Annotated in this window: 18 protein-coding genes; 6 read left to right on the top strand and 12 right to left on the bottom strand. The window is 67.0% G+C overall.

Annotated features, from left to right (window positions below):
* Window positions 1-8 precede the first annotated feature (8 nt).
* Together FE811_RS14510 and FE811_RS14505 are read left to right on the top strand one after the other, a co-directional pair.
* Complete coding sequence (locus FE811_RS14510; RefSeq protein WP_116221194.1) at window positions 9-1,040, top strand: cysteine synthase A; 1,032 nt, start codon at window positions 9-11, stop codon at window positions 1,038-1,040.
* 8 nt (window positions 1,041-1,048) lie between these two features.
* On the top strand, window positions 1,049-3,472 hold the full coding sequence (locus FE811_RS14505; protein ID WP_116221193.1) for a DUF3772 domain-containing protein: 2,424 nt from the start codon (window positions 1,049-1,051) through the stop codon (window positions 3,470-3,472).
* A 99-nt stretch (window positions 3,473-3,571) separates the two neighbouring features.
* Here the strand turns inward: FE811_RS14505 and FE811_RS14500 are convergent, their stop codons facing one another.
* The 4 genes from FE811_RS14500 to FE811_RS14485 all read right to left on the bottom strand — a co-directional run bounded on the left by FE811_RS14500 (window position 3,572) and on the right by FE811_RS14485 (window position 8,677).
* Window positions 3,572-4,642, bottom strand: a complete 1,071-nt coding sequence (locus tag FE811_RS14500; RefSeq protein WP_116221192.1) for an AI-2E family transporter — start codon at window positions 4,640-4,642, stop codon at window positions 3,572-3,574.
* A 56-nt stretch (window positions 4,643-4,698) separates the two neighbouring features.
* Window positions 4,699-7,440, bottom strand: coding sequence for a DNA gyrase subunit A (gyrA, locus tag FE811_RS14495; protein WP_175562360.1), 2,742 nt, complete (start codon window positions 7,438-7,440; stop codon window positions 4,699-4,701).
* A gap of 93 nt (window positions 7,441-7,533) precedes the next feature.
* Window positions 7,534-8,028 carry a disulfide bond formation protein B gene (locus FE811_RS14490; protein WP_036752529.1) on the bottom strand — a complete coding sequence of 165 codons (495 nt, stop codon included), beginning with the start codon at window positions 8,026-8,028 and terminating at the stop codon, window positions 7,534-7,536.
* A 52-nt stretch (window positions 8,029-8,080) separates the two neighbouring features.
* Window positions 8,081-8,677, bottom strand: a complete 597-nt coding sequence (locus FE811_RS14485; protein ID WP_116221191.1) for a DedA family protein — start codon at window positions 8,675-8,677, stop codon at window positions 8,081-8,083.
* A gap of 127 nt (window positions 8,678-8,804) precedes the next feature.
* Here FE811_RS14485 and FE811_RS14480 point away from each other — a divergent pair, with 127 nt between their 5' ends.
* Window positions 8,805-9,656, top strand: coding sequence for a neutral zinc metallopeptidase (locus tag FE811_RS14480; RefSeq protein WP_116221190.1), 852 nt, complete (start codon window positions 8,805-8,807; stop codon window positions 9,654-9,656).
* A 168-nt stretch (window positions 9,657-9,824) separates the two neighbouring features.
* On the opposite strand, the gene FE811_RS14475 is transcribed toward FE811_RS14480, so the two are convergent.
* Window positions 9,825-10,013: a hypothetical protein gene (locus tag FE811_RS14475; RefSeq protein WP_036752516.1), complete on the bottom strand. Its 189-nt coding sequence runs from the start codon at window positions 10,011-10,013 to the stop codon at window positions 9,825-9,827.
* A 58-nt stretch (window positions 10,014-10,071) separates the two neighbouring features.
* On the opposite strand from FE811_RS14475, the gene FE811_RS14470 reads away from it, so the two are divergent.
* A complete protein-coding gene (locus FE811_RS14470) occupies window positions 10,072-10,524 on the top strand; it encodes a type II toxin-antitoxin system RatA family toxin (RefSeq protein WP_036752698.1) in 453 nt (150 codons plus the stop codon).
* On the opposite strand, the gene FE811_RS14465 is transcribed toward FE811_RS14470, so the two are convergent.
* The 7 genes from FE811_RS14465 to FE811_RS14440 form a co-directional block, all read right to left on the bottom strand.
* Entirely contained in the window at window positions 10,512-11,117 is a 606-nt protein-coding gene (locus tag FE811_RS14465) for a gamma-glutamyl kinase (RefSeq protein ID WP_072462670.1), read from the bottom strand. The two genes, FE811_RS14470 and FE811_RS14465, sit on opposite strands and share 13 nt — an antisense overlap.
* Before the next feature lie 90 nt (window positions 11,118-11,207).
* The gene (gene gdhA / locus FE811_RS14460; protein ID WP_140847961.1) at window positions 11,208-12,569 is read right to left on the bottom strand and encodes an NADP-specific glutamate dehydrogenase; all 1,362 of its coding nucleotides are present in this window, start codon (window positions 12,567-12,569) and stop codon (window positions 11,208-11,210) included.
* A 302-nt stretch (window positions 12,570-12,871) separates the two neighbouring features.
* The gene (ccrA, locus tag FE811_RS14455; RefSeq protein ID WP_116221188.1) at window positions 12,872-14,161 is read right to left on the bottom strand and encodes a crotonyl-CoA carboxylase/reductase; all 1,290 of its coding nucleotides are present in this window, start codon (window positions 14,159-14,161) and stop codon (window positions 12,872-12,874) included.
* A gap of 829 nt (window positions 14,162-14,990) precedes the next feature.
* Window positions 14,991-15,239, bottom strand: a complete 249-nt coding sequence (locus FE811_RS14450; protein ID WP_140847959.1) for a hypothetical protein — start codon at window positions 15,237-15,239, stop codon at window positions 14,991-14,993.
* Window positions 15,236-16,168, bottom strand: a complete 933-nt coding sequence (locus tag FE811_RS14445) for a TniQ family protein (RefSeq protein WP_255469739.1) — start codon at window positions 16,166-16,168, stop codon at window positions 15,236-15,238. Before FE811_RS14445 ends, FE811_RS14450 begins: the two co-directional genes overlap by 4 nt.
* A 79-nt stretch (window positions 16,169-16,247) precedes the next feature.
* The gene (locus tag FE811_RS27490; protein ID WP_157034063.1) at window positions 16,248-16,415 is read right to left on the bottom strand and encodes a hypothetical protein; all 168 of its coding nucleotides are present in this window, start codon (window positions 16,413-16,415) and stop codon (window positions 16,248-16,250) included.
* A gap of 122 nt (window positions 16,416-16,537) precedes the next feature.
* Window positions 16,538-17,011 carry a hypothetical protein gene (locus tag FE811_RS14440; RefSeq protein WP_116221185.1) on the bottom strand — a complete coding sequence of 158 codons (474 nt, stop codon included), beginning with the start codon at window positions 17,009-17,011 and terminating at the stop codon, window positions 16,538-16,540.
* Window positions 17,012-17,067: 56 nt separating this feature from the next.
* Here FE811_RS14440 and FE811_RS14435 point away from each other — a divergent pair, with 56 nt between their 5' ends.
* A complete protein-coding gene (locus FE811_RS14435) occupies window positions 17,068-17,508 on the top strand; it encodes a hypothetical protein (RefSeq protein ID WP_116221184.1) in 441 nt (146 codons plus the stop codon).
* 203 nt (window positions 17,509-17,711) lie between these two features.
* Window positions 17,712-18,293 (top strand): L,D-transpeptidase, encoded by a 582-nt coding sequence (locus FE811_RS14430; RefSeq protein ID WP_338117741.1) that lies wholly within the window; start codon window positions 17,712-17,714, stop codon window positions 18,291-18,293.
* Window positions 18,294-18,455: the final 162 nt, after the last annotated feature.

The following is an 18,455-nucleotide window of genomic DNA, read 5'->3' as shown; positions in this document are numbered from 1 at the left end:
CCAAGCCCATGCGCATCTGCCCCGACCTCGCCTCTGCCATCGGCAATACTCCCCTGATCCGGCTGCGCCGCGCCTCGGAAGAGACGGGCTGCGAGATCCTGGGCAAGGCCGAGTTCATGAATCCGGGCCAGTCGGTCAAGGATCGCGCCGCGCTCTACATCATCAAGGACGCGGTGGCGCGGGGCGAGCTGAAGCCGGGCGGCACCATCGTCGAGGGCACGGCCGGGAACACCGGCATCGGCCTGGCGCTGGTCGGGGCCTCGATGGGCTTCCGCTCGGTCATCGTCATCCCCGAGACGCAGAGCCAGGAGAAAAAGGACATGCTGCGCCTGGCCGGGGCCGAACTGGTCGAGGTGCCCGCGGCGCCCTACAAGAACCCCAACAACTACGTGCGCTATTCCGGCCGCCTGGCCGAGGAACTGGCCAGGTCCGAGCCGAACGGCGCCATCTGGGCCAACCAGTTCGACAATGTCGCCAACCGCCAGGCGCATCTGGAAACCACCGGCCCCGAGATCTGGGAGCAGACCGCCGGGCGCGTGGACGGGTTCATCTGTGCCGTCGGCTCGGGCGGGACGCTGGCGGGCGTGGCCATGGCGCTGCAACCCAAGGGCGTCAGGATCGGCCTGGCCGACCCCGAGGGCGCGGCGCTTTACAGCTATTACACCGAAGGCGTCTTCGAAAGCCCCGGCTCCTCGATCACCGAGGGCATCGGCCAGGGCCGCATCACCGCCAACCTGGAAGGTTTCACGCCCGACTTCGCCTATCGCATCCCGGATGCCGAGGCGCTGCCGGTGATCTTCGATCTGCTGGAATACGAGGGGCTGTGCCTTGGCGGCTCGTCGGGGGTGAACGTGGCCGGCGCGATCCGCATGGCCAGGGACATGGGCCCCGGTCACACCATCGTGACGGTGCTTTGCGACTATGGCACGCGTTACCAGACCAAGCTTTTCAACCCCGAGTTCCTGCGGGCCAAGGGCTTGCCGGTGCCGGAATGGATGGCCCGCACGCCCGCCGATCTGCCCGAGGTCTATCAGGACTGAACCGAACCATGCCCCGATTTGCCGTGCTGCCCCGGCTCGCCTTGCTGATCCTTGCGCTGTTCCTGGCGCTCGGCCAGCCCGTCCTGGCCCAGCCAGAGCAGGAGGCGCCGGACCTGGCCGCCTGGAACAAGCTGGCCGACCAGGCCGAGCAGATCCTGGAATCGGGCTCGGCCAACGACGTCCGGCTGCAGACCATCCGCGACGAGGTGGTGAAATGGCGCGAGCGGCTGAAGGCCGCCCAGGGCGTCAACGCCACCCGCATCGCCACGCTCAAGGACCAGATCGCCGCGCTGGGGCCGGCCCCGGCCGAGGGCCAGACCGAGCCCGAGGAGATCGCCGCCCGCCGCAAGGAACTGGGCGAACAGCTTGCCACGCTGCAGGCGCCGGGGTTGCAGGCGGTCGAGGCCTATGGCCGCGCCGACGGCATCGTCGCGCAGATCGACCAGACCCTGCGCGCGCGCCAGACCTTCGCGCTGATCCGCAAGACGCCGACGCCGCTGAACCCGGCGAACTGGGGTCCGGCCGTGGCCGAGGCGGGCCAGGTCGCCAGCCATATCTATGCCGAAGCGCGGGGGCGCTGGGACAGCACCGCCGGCGCGTCGGGCTTTTCCGAGCGGCTGCCGGTCTTTGCCGGGCTGCTGCTGGTCGCGCTGCTGCTGCTCTCGCGTGGCCGGCGCTGGGTCGATTCGCTGCCCTCGCGGCTGTCGGCCCGCGCCAGCGAGCGATCGCGCGCGGCGCTGGTCTTCGGCGTCTCGCTGGGCCAGATCGCCATCCCGCTGGTCGGGCTGATCCTGTTCGCCTCGGCGCTGATGTTCTCGGGGCTGTTCGCGGAATGGGGGCTGCCGCTGGTGATGTCGCTGGCCGGGGCGGGCGTGTCCTTCTTTTCCGGGCTGTGGCTGGCGCGGCGGCTGTTCCCGGCGCCCGACACCGCCGTCGAGCCGCCCCTGCCCATGGGCGAGGAACGCCGCGCCAAGGCGCGCTTTCGCGCGACGCTGCTGGCCGCTTCCCTGGCGCTGCACCAGCTTTTCGCACGCTCGGTCCTGCCGCTTTCGGGCTTTCACAGCCAGAACGACAGCGACACCGTTCCCCAGCGGCTCAGCGAGGCCTCGGCGGGGGTCTGGCATTTCCTGCTGGTGCTGTTCGGCGCCTTCTGCCTTTTGCGCCTGTGCAACGTGCTGCGCGGCCTGCGCCAGCCCGAGCCCGCCGATACGCCCGACTACCGCATCCGCGTGGTCAGCTTCCTGGCGATGATGGGGCGGCTGGTGGCGGTCATCGCGCCGTTGCTGGTGGCGGCGGGCTATGTCACCGCGGGCAATGCGCTGCTGTGGTCCGCGATCATGACGCTGGCGCTGGTCGGGCTGCTGATCATCCTGCAGGATTTCATCGCCGATCTCTACGCGCTGGCCAAGGGCGGCGACCGCTCGGCGCGCGATGCGCTGATGCCGGTGCTGATCGGCTTTGCGCTGATCCTGCTGTCGCTGCCGGTGTTCGCGCTGATCTGGGGCGCGCGCGCCAGCGACCTGGCCGAGGCCTGGACCAAGGCGCAGCAGGGCTTTTCGCTGGGCGGGGTGCGGCTGTCGCCGATGGCGCTGCTGACCTTCCTGATCGTCTTTGCCATCGGCTATTTCCTGACCAACTTCGTGCAGGGCGCCTTCCGCAGCTCCATCCTGCCCAAGACGAGGCTGGATGCGGGCGGGCAGAACGCCGTCACCTCGATGATCGGCTATGTCGGCGTGGCGCTGGCGGCGGTCTTTGCCGTGACCTCGGCGGGGATCGACCTGACCTCGCTGGCCTTCGTCGCCGGTGCGCTTTCGGTCGGCATCGGCTTCGGCATGCAGCAGGTGGTGTCGAACTTCGTCTCGGGCATCATCCTGCTGGTCGAGCGGCCGATCGCCGTCGGCGACTGGATCGAGGTCGGCGGCCAGCAGGGCATCGTCAGGAAGATGGCGGTGCGCGCCACCCAGATCCAGACCTTCGACCGCACCCAGGTCATCGTGCCGAACTCGAACCTGATCACCCAGCCGGTGACGAACTGGACGCGCGGCAGCCTGGCCGGGCGGATCATCGTGCCGATCACGGTGGGGGTGACGGCCGACAGCCGGCAGGTGGCCGCGCTCCTGCGCGAGATCGCCGAGGACCAGCCGACGGTCCTGGTGAACCCGGCCCCCGCGGTCCTTCTGCGCAGCATCACGCCGACGGGACAGAATTTCGAACTGCGCGCCGTGCTTTCCGACATCAACGGCGGCAGCTCGATCGTGTCCGAGATCAATCACCAGATCCTGGAACGCTTTGCCGCCGCGGGGATCGTCCTGCCCGGCAGCGCGCGCGGTGCGCAGGACATCTACCTGCACCAGGCCGAGGCCGAGGCGCCCGCCGCCCTTTCCCTCGCCGACGCGCAGGACGAAAAGGACCGGCCCGGCCGCAGCAGCTGAGAAGGCGCCGCGCCTTGCGCGTTCCACGGGCCGCGCCGCGGAGGCCGTCCGGTCCAGGCCGGGCGCCGCACCTTGCGCTTCTTCGTTCCCCAAATACTCCTAGCGGCGCAGGCCGCTGGGCGGTTCCTGTTCCGGCAGGCCCTCTTGCGACAGCATGATCGCCACCGGGCGCAGCCAGGGGATCTGGGCGCAGACGATCATGATCGCCACCATGATCGGCACGGCCAGGAAGGTGCCGGCGATGCCCCAGACCACGCCCCAGAAGGCCAGCGACAGCACGATCCCGAACGAGGACAGCCGCAGCGTCTGGCCCAGCAGCATCGGATCGAACACATTGCCGATGATGAACTGCACCGCCACCGTCAGCCCGCCCACGGTCAGCGTCACCGCCGGATCGCCGGTCTGCGCCAGCACCATGGCGATGGTGATGACCGTGGCCGCGATCGAGCCCAGCGTCGGGATGAAGTTCAGGATGAAGGTCAGCATGGCCACCGCCCCGGCCAGGTCAAGCCCCTGCACCCGGAAGATCGCCCAGATCAGCGCCGCCGTGACCGCGCTGATCGCCGCCTTGACCACCAGGTAGCGGTTCACCCGGCGCATGATCTTGTGGACCGTCTCCAGCACCTGCCGGGCCTGGGCGGGATCGCCGGTCAGGCGCTCGATCTTGACCGGGAACCAGATCCGCTCGCTGAACATGAAGCCGACGAAGGTCAGGATCAGCACCGAGGCCGAGATCAGGTTCGACGCCTGCGCCGCGGCCGAGCGCAGCCAGCCGGCGACGTCGATGCTGCCCATGAAGGTGCCGATGGCCTCCTGCACGTTCGGCCCCCAGCGCTGGCTGAGCCGCGCCAGGGCCGCCTGTGCCCGGTCGGCATAGGCGATCGAGGTCGAGACCACCTCGTTCACCTGCGCCACCACCGCGGTCGCGGTCCAGAGCAGGCCGATGGCGATGGCGATCAGCGCCAGCGTGGTCGCCAGCCAGTTCGGCACCTTCAGCCGGGCAAAGGCGGAAATCGCGTCGCTGGTCAGCGAAAAGATGATGATGGCAAAGACCAGGCAGATCAGGATGAAACGCGCCTGCACCAGCAGGAACAGGATCAGGCCAAAGGCGATCACGCCCAGAAAGCCGGTCTGCAACCGCTCGCTCAGATGCGAGTCCCGCCCGTCCAATCGCGTCCCCTCATTCTTTCCGGCGGCGGGGCGCGGCCTGCGCGCCCTGCCTCGTCTCAGGCTTCGGCCTCATCCTCGCCATTCTCGGCGATGCGGGCAACAGAAACCACCTCTTCGCCCGGCGCCGTGTTGAAGACGCGCACGCCCCCGGCAGAACGCGAGCGGAAGCTGATGCCGTCCACCGGCACCCGGATCGACTGCCCGGTCGAGGTGGCCAGCATGATCTGGTCGTCGCGATCTACCGGGAAGCTGGCGACCAGCGGTCCGCCGCGCATCGCCTTGTCCATGGCCATCACGCCCTGGCCGCCGCGCCCGCGCACCGAATAGTCGTGCGACGAGCTGATCTTGCCGGCGCCGCGGGCGGTGATGGTCAGGATCAGATCCTCGGCCGCCGACATCTCGGCATAGCGCTCCTGGCTGATCGCGGCCTCGGCGACGGCGTCCTCGTCCTCATCGGCCTCGGCGCCGTCGTCCAGCGCGCCCTCGACGGCGCGGCGCATCTTCAGATAGGCGGCGCGTTCCGAGGGGTCGGCCTCGAAATGCCGGATCACCGACATGCTGACCACGCGGTCGCCGGGCGCCAGGCGAATGCCGCGCACGCCGGTCGAATCGCGGCCCTTGAAGACGCGCACGTCGGTGGTCGGGAAGCGGATCGCCCGGCCCGCGGCCGTCACCAGCATCACGTCGTCGTTCTCGGTCGCCATGCGCGCGCCGATCAGCTCCACCCCCTCGGGCAGCTTCATGGCGATCTTGCCGTTGCGCATGACATTGGTGAAATCCGACAGCGCGTTGCGGCGCACGTCGCCTTCCGAGGTGGCGAAGATCACCTGGTAGTCGTCCCAATCCTTTTCCGGGGCATCCACCGGCATCAGCGCGGCGATGGAGACGCCGGACTGGATCGGCAGGATGTTGACGATGGCCTTGCCCTTGGCCGTGCGCCCGCCCAGCGGCAGCCGCCAGGTCTTGAGCCGATAGACCATGCCGTCGGTGGTGAAGAACAGAAGCTCGGTATGGGTATTGGCGACGAACAGGGTGGTGACGACGTCGTCCTCTTTCGTGGCCATGCCGGACAGGCCCTTGCCGCCGCGGCGTTGCGACCGGAACTCGGCCAGGGCCGTGCGCTTGATATAGCCGCCCGAGGTGATGGTGACGACCATGTCCTCGCGCTCGATCAGGTCTTCGTCGTCCAGGTCGCCCGCCCAGTCGGTGATCTCGGTCCGGCGCGGCACGGCGAAATGCTGCTTCACCTCGCGCAGCTCGTCCGAGATGATGCCCATGATCCGTTCGCGCGAGGCGAGGATGGCCAGGTATTCGCGGATCGCGTCGGCCAGCGTCTTCAGCTCGTCGGTGACTTCCTGCACGCCCAGCTGGGTCAGGCGCTGCAGGCGCAGCTCCAGGATGGCGCGGGCCTGGGTCTCGGACAGGTTGTAGGTGCCGTCCTCGTTCACCGGATGCAGCGGGTCGTCGATCAGCTTCAGGTAGACCACGATCTCATGCGCTGGCCAGCGCCGGGTCATCAGCCGCTCGCGCGCCTCGGCGGCATCGGCCGAGCTGCGGATCGTCGCCACCACCTCGTCGACGTTCGAGACCGCCACGGCGAGACCGCAAAGCACATGCGCGCGCTCGCGCGCCTTGCGCAATTCATAGGCGGTGCGGCGCGCCACCACTTCTTCGCGGAAGGTCAGGAAATGGGTCAGGAAGTCGCGCAGCGTCAATTGCTCGGGGCGGCCGCCGTTCAGCGCCAGCATGTTGGCGCCGAAGCTGGTCTGCATCGGGGTAAAGCGGAACAGCTGGTTCAGCACAACCTCGGCGGTGGCGTCGCGCTTCAGCTCGATCACCACCCGCACGCCGACGCGGTCGGATTCGTCCTGGACGTGGGCGATGCCCTCGATGCGCTTTTCCTTGGCAAGCTCGGCGATCTTCTCGATCAGGCTGGCCTTGTTCACCTGGAAGGGGATCTCGTCCAGGATGATCGCCTGCCGGCCGGCGCGGGTTTCCTCGATCCGGGTCTTGGCGCGCAGGATGATGCTGCCGCGCCCCTCAAGGTAAGCCTTGCGCGCGCCCGAACGGCCCAGGATGATGCCGCCGGTGGGGAAATCCGGGCCGGGCACGATCTCCAGCAGCCGCTCGGTCGGCAGGTCGGGGTTCTCGATGAGCGCCAGGGTGGCATCCACCACCTCGCCCAGGTTGTGCGGCGGGATGTTCGTGGCCATGCCGACGGCGATGCCGCCCGCGCCGTTGACCAGCATGTTCGGGAAGCGCGCCGGCAGGACGGTCGGCTCGCGGTCCTTGCCGTCGTAGTTGTCCTGGAAATCGACGGTGTCCTTGTCGATGTCCATCAGCAGATAGGCCGAGGGCTTGTCCATCCGCACCTCGGTATAGCGCATGGCCGCCGGGCTGTCGCCGTCCATGCTGCCGAAGTTGCCCTGGCCGTCCAGAAGCGGCAGGGACATGGAAAAGTCCTGCGCCATCCGCACCAGCGCGTCATAGATCGAGGCGTCGCCATGCGGGTGATACTTACCCATGGTGTCGCCGACCGGGCGGGCCGACTTGCGATAGGGCTTGTCATGGGTGTTGCCGGTCTCGTGCATGGCGAAGAGGACGCGGCGATGCACCGGCTTCAGCCCGTCGCGCAGGTCGGGAATCGCCCGGCTGACGATGACCGACATGGCATAGTCGAGATAGGACGAGCGCATCTCGTGCGCGATGTCGATCACCGGGCCGTCGTGATGCATCACGGCGCGCTCCGATCCGCCGTTCTCGGGGGTATCGTCGTCGTTTTCAGGGATGTCAGCCACGGGGAAAACCTCAAGATCTTGTTGGGCACGGGTCTATCCCATACCCGCCTTGGGTGCAATCTTGACGGGCCGCCCCGGTGCGGGAATTGCGGCTCAGGCCAGCCCGGCCTCGCGCCTGCGGCCGCGGACCGAGGCCAGCCACAGCGCCGACAGCCCGGCCGAGAGGATCGCGTTCCAGCCGGCCATGGAAATGCCGAACAGGCTCCAGGCCACCTCGTCGCAGCGCACGACCGGCGCCTTTTCCAGCGCCGCCATCAGATCCTGCGTGGACATGCTGGCCAGGCCCGAGACCCCGCCCGAGCAATGCTGCGGCCCCTGCCAGACCTGCAATTCGACGCCCGCGTGATAGATGGCAAGGCCGGTGGCGCAAAGCGCGGCCAGCAGCCCCAGCGCCGCCAGCCAGCGCTTCCAGCCGAAGAACCAGATCAGCCCGCCGATGATCGCGGCGACCAGATGCGGCCAGCGCTGCAGGATGCACAGTTCGCAGGGCGCATAGCCCAGGGCCTGGAAGGTCAGCGCGGCGGCCAGCAGCGCGGCGGAACCGGCGCCGGCGGTGACGGCGACATGCTTGCTTGAAAATCCGTTCATGGCTTCCGGTTAGGACCGCGCCTCGCGGCCGGCAAGTGCCAATCGCGTGAACTCAATGCGGCTTCCAGGTGACGACGCGGTAAAGATAGATCGCCACCACCGCCGCCACCACCAGCTTGGACAGCGGATCGACCCAATCCGCGACCAGCGCATAGTTTTCATGCAGCATCAGCCCGGCAAAGGTCAGCACCCCGGTCCAGAGCGCGCTGCCGATCACGGTATAGAGCAGGAATTTCCACATCGGCATCCGCGCGAGCCCCGCCGGGACCGAGATCAGCGTGCGGATCGCCGGGATCATGCGGCCGAAGAACACCGCCATGGCGCCGTGGCGCTGGAACCATTCATGCGCGGCGTCGATGTCCGAGGGCGAAAGCGTGAGCAGCCGGCCGTGCCGGGCGGCAAAGCGCTTCAGCCGCTCCTCGCCGAACCACAGGCCGATGTAATACCACATCAGCGTGCCCAGGACCGAGCCGATGGTGCCGACCAGGATGGTCAGCGTCAGCGACATCCGCCCGCTGCCGGCCAGGAAGCCGGCCAGGGGCATGATCACCTCGGAGGGGATGGGCGGAAAGACGTTCTCGGCCACCATGAGCATCAGCACGCCCAGATAGCCCCAGCTCTCGATCGTCGAAACCACCCAGTCGAACATGCCTGCCCCTTTCGTTTGGGAACGTGCTGCGGGCTGGGGCCGGAACTGTCAAGCCTGCGCGCGTGTTGCGCCGTGGCGGGGTTGCGATAAGCTCGGCAGGCGGGATCACGGCGGGGAGGACGGCGCGATGGAATGGCGGGGCAGGCGCGGCAGCAGGAATGTCGAGGATCGGCGCGGCATGGGCCGGGCCGCCGGCGCGGGCGGCATGGGCGTCGTCGGCGTGCTGGTGGTGCTGGCGGTGGGGTATTTCTTCGGCATCGACATCTCGCCCATCGTCGGCGCCCTGGACGAGGGCGGCGCGCCCGGCGAGTCGCGCGAGCTGACGCAGGAAGAGCGCGAGATCGGCCAGTTCGTCTCGGTCGTGCTGGCCGATACCGAGGAGGTCTGGGCCGGCGTGCTGCCCGACCAGGCCGGCATGCGCTACCAGGATCCGGGGCTGGTGCTGTTTTCGGGCGCGGTGCAATCGGCCTGCGGCGGCGCCTCGGCGGCGATGGGGCCGTTCTATTGCCCCGGCGACCACAAGGTCTACCTGGACACGGATTTCTTTCGGGTCATGGCCGGCAAGATGGGGGCGGGGGGCGATTTCGCCTATGCCTATGTCATCGCGCATGAGGTCGGCCATCACGTGCAGAACCTGACCGGCACGCTTTCCGAGGTGAACGGGCTGCGCGCCCGGCTGGGCGAGCGCGATGCGAACCGGCTGTCGGTCGCCACCGAATTGCAGGCGGATTGCTATGCCGGGATCTGGGCGCGGCAGGCCAGCGAGCAGTTCGGCACCATCGAGGAGGGTGACATCGACGAGGCGATCAATGCCGCTGCCGCGGTGGGCGACGACACGCTGATGGAAAGCGCCGGCCGGGCGGTGGTGCCCGACGCCTTCACCCATGGCTCGGCCGCCGAGCGGCAGACCTGGTTCAAGCGCGGCTTTGCCTCGGGGCAGATGGCGCAATGCGACAGTTTCGCGGCTTTGGGGAATTAGGGGCGGCGGCGCGGGTGGCACGGCCGCGGGGAGTATTTGCAGAACAGAGAAGGGCAGGGGTGGTGCCCCCGATGGGCCGGCCGCTATCCGTGGCGCGGCCGCAGGAGTATTTGGGAAACGGTGAAAGGCGGTGCCGCGGCGGGGTGCGCCAACCTGTCGCGGCGGCGGTCAGGGGCGCTGCAGCTGGATGCCGCGCGGGCGTTCGGTGGTGGCCCAATCGGGCCAGAGGCCGAAATGTTCGAGCCCGGCAAGCAGCAGGCCGGCCGCGATGACGCCGAGGACCAGCGCGACGGTTCGGGCGCTGGGCGGGTTTCGCGCCCAGCGGGCGGCCCGGATCAGCCAGATGAGGTTGTTCATGCGCCCGTTCCTTTGCTAGTGCTGCCCCCGGAAACCGAAAATGCGCCGGGACGACCTCTTGCCTCAGCATAGCGACAGCCGAATCCTGCCCTATAGCGCCGACCAGATGTATGCGCTGGTGGCCGATATAGAAAGATACCCCGAGTTCCTGCCCTGGAACACCGCCGCGCGTATTCGCGCGCGCCGGCCCGGCGCCTCGGGCAGCGAGGTGGTCGAGGCCGACCTGGTCATCAGCTTCAAGGTGTTCCGCGAGCGCTTCGGCTCGCGCGTGACGCTATGGCCCGAGACGAAGCGCATCGACACCGAATACCTGGACGGGCCCTTCAAATACCTGCGCAGCGGCTGGAGCTTCGCCGACCTGCCGGAGGGCGGCTGCAAGGTCGAGTTCTTCGTCGATTTCGAGTTCCGCAACGCCATCCTGGGCAAGGTGATCGGCGTGGTCTTCGGCGAGGCGATGATGCGTATCGTGCGCGCCTTCGAGGACCGGGCGAAGGCGCTTTACGGCGCCTGACGCGCATCCTGCCAGATGGCGTGGTCGGCGGCCAGGGCGGCGCGCAGCCGTGCCTCGGCCTCGGGCGCCAGGTCGGTGACGGCGGGGGGCGAGACATTGCTGCGCCGCAGCGCGACCGGCTTGCCGAGGCGCTGCGCCAGGAATTGCGTCAGCGCCGGCATCGCCTCGTAGCGGAAGAGGTGATCGACCGCGATCCGGCCGTCATTGTCGACGAGGAAATCGGATTGCCGGCCCAGCCGGGCATGGGCCGGGCGATCGCCGGGGCGCAGGTAGTCGTCCGCGAAACGCTCGAAGCTGACATGGGCGGTGCTGTTCGGATGGCCGATCAGCTCGTCGCGGGCGCGAAAGCGATACCAGCTGCGCAGCCAGTCCAGCGGTTCGCGGATCACCGCCACGGTTTCGAACGCGGGCCCGCCCAGCGGCTCGAGCAGCGGCCGGATGCGGCTGCGATATTGCCGCAGGTTCAGGTGCTTGATCTCGGGCCGGGTGCGAAAGACGATCTCGGCCCTGGGTGCCAGCGCCTGTTCCAGCGCTGTCGTCCCGGTCTTGGGCACCGACAGCAGCACGATGCGGGGCTGGAGAAAGATCAGCATGAGGGGGCGATGGGCAGGGGCATGGTGCCGCTTAGCGGTCCCGGCCCGTGCTGGCAAGGCGGGCCGGGATGCGGCCCGCCTGCTGCGGCATCAGATCACGCCGAAGGCACGCATCGGTTCGGCCACGCGGATGAAGCCGGCGATGTTGGCGCCGATGACGTAATCGCCCGGTGCGCCGAATTCCTCGGCCGTGCTGTAGCAGCTGTCATGGATGTCGCGCATGATCTCGGCAAGCTTGGCCTCGGTCTTTTCGAAGCTCCAGCGGTCGCGCGAGGCGTTCTGCTGCATCTCCAGCGCCGAGGTGGCGACGCCGCCGGCGTTCGCCGCCTTGCCGGGGCCGAACTTGACGCCGGCCTGCTGGAAGGTGCGGATCGCCTCGGGGGTGCAGGGCATGTTCGCGCCCTCGCCGACCGCGGTCACGCCGTTCTTGACCAGCTTGGCGGCGTCCTTGCCGGTCAGCTCGTTCTGCGTGGCCGAGGGCATGGCGACCTCGCAGGCCACGTCCCAGATCGAGCCCTCGCCGGATTTTACGAAATAGGCGCCGTTGCCTTCGCCCTTCATCCGCACGTATTGCGAGATGCGGCCGCGGCGCACTTCCTTGATTTCCTTGAGGAGGCAAAGGTCGATGCCGCCCTCGTCCACGATATAGCCCGAGCTGTCCGAGCAGGCGATGACCTTGCCGCCGAATTCCTGCACCTTCTCGATGGTGTAGATGGCGACGTTGCCCGAGCCCGAGACCACGACCGTCTTGCCGTCGAAATCGGTGCCGCCGGTCTTCAGCATGGCCTGGGTGAAATAGGTGTTGCCGTAGCCGGTCGCCTCTTTGCGCGCCAGCGAGCCGCCGTAGAACAGGCCCTTGCCGGTCAGCACGCCCGCCTCGTAGCGGTTGGTCAGGCGCTTGTATTGGCCGAACATGTAGCCGATCTCGCGCGCGCCCACGCCGATGTCGCCCGCCGGCACGTCGGTGTATTCGCCCAGGTGGCGGTAAAGCTCGGTCATGAAGCTTTGGCAGAAGCGCATGATCTCGCCGTCCGTGCGGCCCTTGGGATCGAAGTCCGAGCCGCCCTTGCCGCCGCCGATGGGCAGGCCGGTCAGCGCGTTCTTGAAGATCTGCTCGAAGCCCAGGAACTTGATGATGCCCACGTTCACCGAGGGGTGGAAGCGCAAGCCGCCCTTGTAGGGGCCCATGGCCGAGCTGAACTGCACCCGGAAGCCGCGGTTGATCTGCACCCGGCCCTTGTCATCGGTCCACGGCACGCGGAAGATGATCTGGCGCTCGGGTTCGCAGATGCGCTCGATCAGGGCGTCCTCCAGATAGTCGGGGCGCTTGGCGACGACGCGGCCAAGGCTTTCCAGAACCTCGCGCACCGCCTGGTGGAATTCGGGCTCGCCTGCGTTGCGGCGGACCACCTCCTCATAGATGGGGGCAAGCTTGTCGTCGATCTGCGGCATGTCGCGGAATCCTTTCCCTTGGGGTCGGAGGGCTCCTTAGCCCAAGGTGCGGGCAGTTTGAATGGGGCAAGAGCAATATTCGGGCAAAATGCCCGAGTTTTTGGCGTAATGCCAAGTTATCCCAGGGATAAATCACGTAATATCAATGGCTAGAGGGTTTTCGTTCTGCCCGTTCTGCGGGCAGCGGCTTTTTGCCACGCTTCTTGCCATGACATGTCGCTTGCAATGACACCTGCCTTGCAAAGCAAAAGACCGCCCGGCGCCTCCTCGCGCCGGACGGTCCAGTTGCGCCGGGGTCGGGGTCAGCGGCGCCCCGCCTCCAGCGCGTCCTCGAAGGTGCGCAGGCCCGTGACGGGGGCCTGCACCAGCACCGCCATGTTGCCGGGCTTGTGTTCGTTGCGCAGCATCTTCAGATGCGCGGCCGGGATTTCGGCCCAGGGAAAGACCTCGGACATGCAGGGGTCGATGCGGCGCTCGAGCATCAGCTTGTTGGCCGCAGACGCCTGTTTCAGATGCGCGAAATGGCTGCCCTGCAGGCGCTTCTGGTGCATCCACATGTAGCGCACGTCGAAGGTGCAGTTGAAGCCCGAGGTGCCGGCGCAGATCACCACCATGCCGCCCTTCTTGCAGACGAAGGTCGAGACCGGGAAGGTCGCCTCGCCCGGATGTTCGAAGACGATGTCGACGTTGTTGCCCTTGCCGGTGATGTCCCAGATCGCCTTGCCGAACTTGCGCACCTCGTTGAACCACTCCTTGTATTCGGGGGTGTTCACCTTGGGCAATTGGCCCCAGCACTTGAAGTCCTTGCGGTTGATGACACCCTTGGCGCCAAGGCTCATGACGAACTCGCGCTTGTCCTCGTCGCTGATGACGCCGACCGCATTGGCCCCGGCGGCGTTGATCAGCTGGATGGCGAAGCTGCCAAGCCCGCCCGAGGCGCCCCAGACCAGCACGTTCATGCCCGGCTTCAGCTCATGCGGCTCGTGGCCGAAGAGCATGCGGTAGGCGGTGGCCAGCGTCAGCGTGTAGCAGGCCGATTCCTCCCAGGTCAGGTGCTGGGGGCGGCGCATCAGCTGCTGGGCCTGGACGCGGGTGAATTGTGCGAAGCTGCCGTCCGGCGTCTCGTAGCCCCAGATGCGCTGGCTGGGCGAATACATCGGGTCGCCGCCGTTGCATTCCTCGTCGTTGCCGTCGTCCTGGTTGCAATGGATGACGACCTCGTCCCCGACCTTCCAGTTCTTGACTTTGTCGCCCACCGCCCAGACGATGCCCGAGGCGTCCGAGCCCGCGATGTGATAGGGCGCGCCATGGCCGTCGAAGGGGCTGATCGGCACGCCCAGGCCGGCCCAGATGCCGTTGTAGTTGACGCCCGCCGCCATCACCAGGACCAGCACCTCGTTGCTGTCGATCGGCGGCGTCTCGACCACCTCGACCTGCATGGCCTTGTCGGGTTCGCCATGGCGTTCGCGGCGGATGGCCCAAGCGTACATCTGCTTGGGCACATAGCCCAGAGGCGGCATCTCGCCGATCTCGTAGAGATCCTTTTCCGGTGCGTCATAGGGCGCGATCGGGGTGGGTTGGTCCAGGGCCATCTCAGAGTCCTCTTTTGCCGCTTTCGGCGCCGGGTTTCCGCCGCGGCGCAGAATCAGCGCGGGTTGCAGCGCCCGTTGTAAGGATGACTGCGCAACATTGCAATATTACTGATGTAGAAATTGTAATAATCTGTCGTAACGAATGCGCGAACCGCCGCAGTGCAGCGGAACCCGGCGCCCCGATGGCTGGGTCGGAGCAGGGCCTGCCGGGCTCAAGGCGGCGCTTGCCCGCCGAATCGGTGGCGCAGCGGGCGGGGTTGGGCCGTCGGATGGGCCCAGCCCGCATTTCCTGCCGCCCCCTGCCTAGGCGCGGCCGCGGTTCTTCGCCTTCCGGCCTCTAGGCCAGCCCTCGCTGCGATCCGCGCTGCACCTGCATTGCCGGGCGCAAATGCCGAATTTTCCCGGCATTTCCGGGGGCAAGGCCTGAAACGACAGGCGATGGAAGCCCGGAAATCCCTTGTTTTCCGCCATCCCAAGTGTGGTTGGACGGTGACTTTGCCCATTTGCCAAGGCCATTGGCGCTCATCGAAACTTCCCGAAAAAAAAGCCGCCCCGAGGGACGGCCTGGCCGATGAAATGCTGCGATTGCTAACTAAAGATCCGCGAGCCGATAGATTCCGCAATCGCGATTCGAGCCGTGGAGGATCGACCGGATGCCGCGCGTCCACAACTGTCGTCGGAGTTCCTCCTTTTCGAGCGAGCGCTGTCGCGCCAGGGTTGCGAGCGAGACATGAGCGGGTCGGAAGCGATAGAAACTGTCGAGTTCGATATGCCAGGGCGCCTCGCGGTCGCCGATGATCGGAACGACGCGCTTCAGTAGGGGGTGCCGTCATGATTGGCCAGCCGCAGCAGGCTGGCTACGGCGCCGTCGTCGATGCCGAGGATTTCGGCGGCTTCGTCCTTGCTGATCCGGGGGCATGCGCGGTGCGTAGAGAGCGCCCGTCATTTCCTCTTCATCGATCAGGATCGAATCGAAACCTGCCTGTCCCTGGGCGTGTGCCGCGAAGGTGTCGTTGACATGCAAATACTTATCCTCGCTGTCGGCCGGCAGGCCGAACGCGATCAGGACCGTCGTCAACGAACCTCGTGGAACACCCGTTTCATCGCAGAGCGAGGTGATGCTATGGCGCCGCCGCTGGGCTGCCACTTCGCCGAGCAAGGTTTCTCCGGCGGCGATCGACATGCTGTCAAGGATATGGCTCCGCAGGATGTCCTCGGTCGGCCGATGCCATCTGGATCGGAGAGGGCACCGGAGTAGAGCGGGCCGTATGCGGATCGCGGCGTCGACACGGGCTGTTGCCGTTTCACGGCGCTGAAGATTTCCTCAAGGCCGTCTCGAACGCCGTCAGGCCCCCGTGAGATGAATCCGAACCCGACCTTTCCGCTCTCGTCCCATCGCTCTTGGGTCAACAAGGAGGCTTTCACCAGCGTGCCATGGAAGAGGCAGGCGCCGAGCAGTTGCGTGGCACGGGCGACCTGATCGATGCGCTGGCTGTCGAGCCACTGGGGGCCTGCCTGCCCGTCAATACGGGCTGCGACATAGGCCTGAAGCGGCGAGACCCCATGCCGAGGGGTTTCCGCGGCCAGGCGTTCGAGCGCGTCATCCGATTCGGCGAGCGCGCCCGGCAACTGGAATCGCTCCTCCTCCGTAGCGGCCTTGCGGCGGATCAGGGGGATGCCATGGCGCGGGCAGGTCCTGACAGGGGCGAACATCCAGTGCAGCCGTCCGACGCGTTGTCCATGGCTTCCGGCCGCCATTTGGCGATCTTCCAGCAGGCAGGCGGGGCAGAAGGTGATCCGCCGACGATCGAGAAACCTGATGTCGAACAACTGTCCCCGGTGCTCATGGCCGCCTTGCCGGCCGGCAGGATCGCGGCGCGAAGCAATCCGGCCCGAGGCATGCCGCTGAGCGCCGCGATGCGCTCCACGGTCTCGGGCGCCGCTGGCATGACGGATTGGCGAGCCAGATCCAGAAAAGCCATGAACGGAAGGCCGCCATCCCGGCATGGAACCGGGCCATGCGCGCGACATAGGACATCAGGGATTCGCCGGCGGCCAGCGGAAGGAAGGGAAGAAGCGGCATGGATCAGGACCTCGACAGCTGCTTGCGTTGGCGTTCGGTGCGGATCGCGGTGGTCTTGCCACCACCGGCGGGCTCGATCAGCGCGATGCCGCGGGTCTCCTGCCCGGCGGTGAAGCGCGCCGGCAGGGGCAGGAGGTTTCCCTCGTCATCGGTCTGGAACAGGCGCTGCAACTGGAGCTTCAGGTCCCTGTCGCGGTCGCTCTCGATATGAATGCGTCGCAGCCCGGCGATGACCTGTGCGACGGGCTTGGGGGCGGCCGGCGTCGGGACTGCGGGGTATCGGCGGTCATGGATCAGTCTTCCATCTCGAAGTTGTTGGCGCGGCGTGCCGGGGCCTGCTGGGGCGCGGCATCGGTCTCCGTGTTCCGGGGAGCACGGGGTTCGATGGAGCGGCCGTAGCCATCTTCCGACCTCTGGGTCCGGGCGGTGTTCGCAGCCACCTTGAAGCTGTCGAACAGGGAGGATTCGAGCTTTTGCAGGTTCTCCACCGTCCAGTTCTTGTCGATCAGGCCGAAGGCCAGCTTGCTGGTGGTGTTCATGTCCCGGATCGCCTTGAGCGCCTCGAAAACGACCGCCTCGTTCCAGGATCTCTGTTTCTCGGCACGGGTGCGCAGGGCGCGACGGGTCGCGATCCATTCCTGTGCGTGCAGCCCGTCGAACAGGCGGCCCTCACTCGTCTCGGCATGCATGGTCCCGACCTCGACCCAGTTCCCGTCGAGGCAGACTTCGATGGCGCCGATGTCGGCATGGTCCCAGCGGATGTCCACGGTCTGCCCACCGGAACCAGGTCGCGAGATCATCCGAATGATACCGGATGCCGAGAATGGTGATCCCGTCCTTGAACACACGCATTTGCGATCACATCCCGATGGACTTCGCGGGCGGGCCATCCTACCCATATGGCATGATGCGCCTGCTCGCCCTGCTGTTCACCTTTGCCGTGATGAACGCCGCCCTGATCCTGTCGGTGGCGCATGACGGCGTGGTAGCGTCGCAGCAATTGGCGATGGAAGCCGCAGCCGGGCAGGAGGCCGAGCCTTCTTCCGCCCCAGGCAATGCGTCCTGCATGCTGAGCGGCAGTTGCAGCAGCGATGGAACAGCCTGCGACTGGACCTGTGCCTCGCATGCCGCCGTCGAGACGGCGTCCTTGCAAGATGGGGCCGCACAGCACGCCAGCAGGCTCGAGCGGCTGTTTGCCGTCTCGTCCTGGCGAACGACGGGACCGCTGCAGCAAGAGCGGCCTCCGAGAACTCTCTTCGTCTGATCCTGCGCCTCGGGCGCAATTCGCCATCAGCCTGGCAAAATCCCGCCGGGTGCGGTCGTCATGGCCCACCCCGACGCGGTTTCCGGGCTGATGTGATCACAGACAGAACGGATTGAGTCATCAACATGGATAAGGGATTCAAAGGCTCCGGCCTTGATCGCAGGGCATTTGTCGGCGGGCTGATATGTGCCGGTAGCGGCGCCATGGGCGCGTTTGCGCAGCAGTTCGACCCGAGCACGGGGAACATGGTCTATGGCGGTGCGGGCCAGGGGCAGGCACCCGATATCGGCGCCTGGCAGGTAAATCCGAACGCCGATCGGCGCCGGAACCTGTCCGCCTTCCGCATGTGGCATTGGAGCGATCATTTCAGCGACCTGGGGGTCGGGGTGATCCTGGCCGATGTTTCGTCGCGGGCGCTGCACTACTGGTCCGCCGGCGAAGCCACCTATCGGGTCTATCCCTGCTCGGTGCCGGTGACCGAGGAGCTGACCAAGCGCGGCAAGACCGAGGTGGTCCGCAAGGCGAAGAACCCGCCATGGACCCCCACGCCCGACATGCGCAAAAAGGATCCGAGCCTGCCCTTGCGCGTCGAAGGCGGCACGCCGGAAAATCCCCTTGGCGCTTATGGGCTCTATCTGTCCTGGCCCGCCTATCTCATCCACGGCACGCATGACACCCGAAAGATCGGGCGCCTGTCATCGAACGGCTGCTACGGCCTCTATAACGAGCATGTCACCGAGCTTTACGACCTCGCCGAGATCGGCACGCAGGTCGCCGTGTTCTAGAAGCCTCGCCGCAGGCGCGAGCCCGCGGCGATATGTGAAACCAGGAGGCTCTCGGATGATCAGCCCGGCCCATGTCTCGATGGCGGTGCGAAACCGCGCCTATGAGGGATCCGTGTCGCCATGATCGCCATGCAGGCAAAGCGCATGGTTGCCCAGCACCTC

It is taken from the genome of Paracoccus sp. FO-3 (assembly GCF_006386455.1).
Lineage (GTDB): Bacteria > Pseudomonadota > Alphaproteobacteria > Rhodobacterales > Rhodobacteraceae > Paracoccus > Paracoccus versutus.
Note: the sequence above shows the minus strand (reverse complement) of the source record. Positions and strands in the feature narration are given on the sequence as shown.

Excerpts from the sequence above, each read along its gene's own strand:
- gdhA (WP_140847961.1), bottom strand. The coding sequence starts at position 12,569 with ATGCCGCAGATCGACGACAAGCTTGCCCCCATCTATGAGGAGGTGGTC.
- ccrA (WP_116221188.1), bottom strand. The coding sequence starts at position 14,161 with ATGGCCCTGGACCAACCCACCCCGATCGCGCCCTATGACGCACCGGAA.
- FE811_RS14505 (WP_116221193.1), top strand. The coding sequence starts at position 1,049 with ATGCCCCGATTTGCCGTGCTGCCCCGGCTCGCCTTGCTGATCCTTGCG.
- FE811_RS14480 (WP_116221190.1), top strand. The coding sequence starts at position 8,805 with ATGGAATGGCGGGGCAGGCGCGGCAGCAGGAATGTCGAGGATCGGCGC.
- FE811_RS14510 (WP_116221194.1), top strand. The coding sequence starts at position 9 with ATGCGCATCTGCCCCGACCTCGCCTCTGCCATCGGCAATACTCCCCTG.
- FE811_RS14490 (WP_036752529.1), bottom strand. The coding sequence starts at position 8,028 with ATGAACGGATTTTCAAGCAAGCATGTCGCCGTCACCGCCGGCGCCGGT.
- FE811_RS14475 (WP_036752516.1), bottom strand. The coding sequence starts at position 10,013 with ATGAACAACCTCATCTGGCTGATCCGGGCCGCCCGCTGGGCGCGAAAC.
- FE811_RS14430 (WP_338117741.1), top strand. The coding sequence starts at position 17,712 with ATGGGCGCGTTTGCGCAGCAGTTCGACCCGAGCACGGGGAACATGGTC.
- FE811_RS14435 (WP_116221184.1), top strand. The coding sequence starts at position 17,068 with ATGGTGATCCCGTCCTTGAACACACGCATTTGCGATCACATCCCGATG.
- FE811_RS14465 (WP_072462670.1), bottom strand. The coding sequence starts at position 11,117 with ATGCTGATCTTTCTCCAGCCCCGCATCGTGCTGCTGTCGGTGCCCAAG.
- FE811_RS14485 (WP_116221191.1), bottom strand. The coding sequence starts at position 8,677 with ATGTTCGACTGGGTGGTTTCGACGATCGAGAGCTGGGGCTATCTGGGC.
- FE811_RS14445 (WP_255469739.1), bottom strand. The coding sequence starts at position 16,168 with ATGCCGGGATGGCGGCCTTCCGTTCATGGCTTTTCTGGATCTGGCTCG.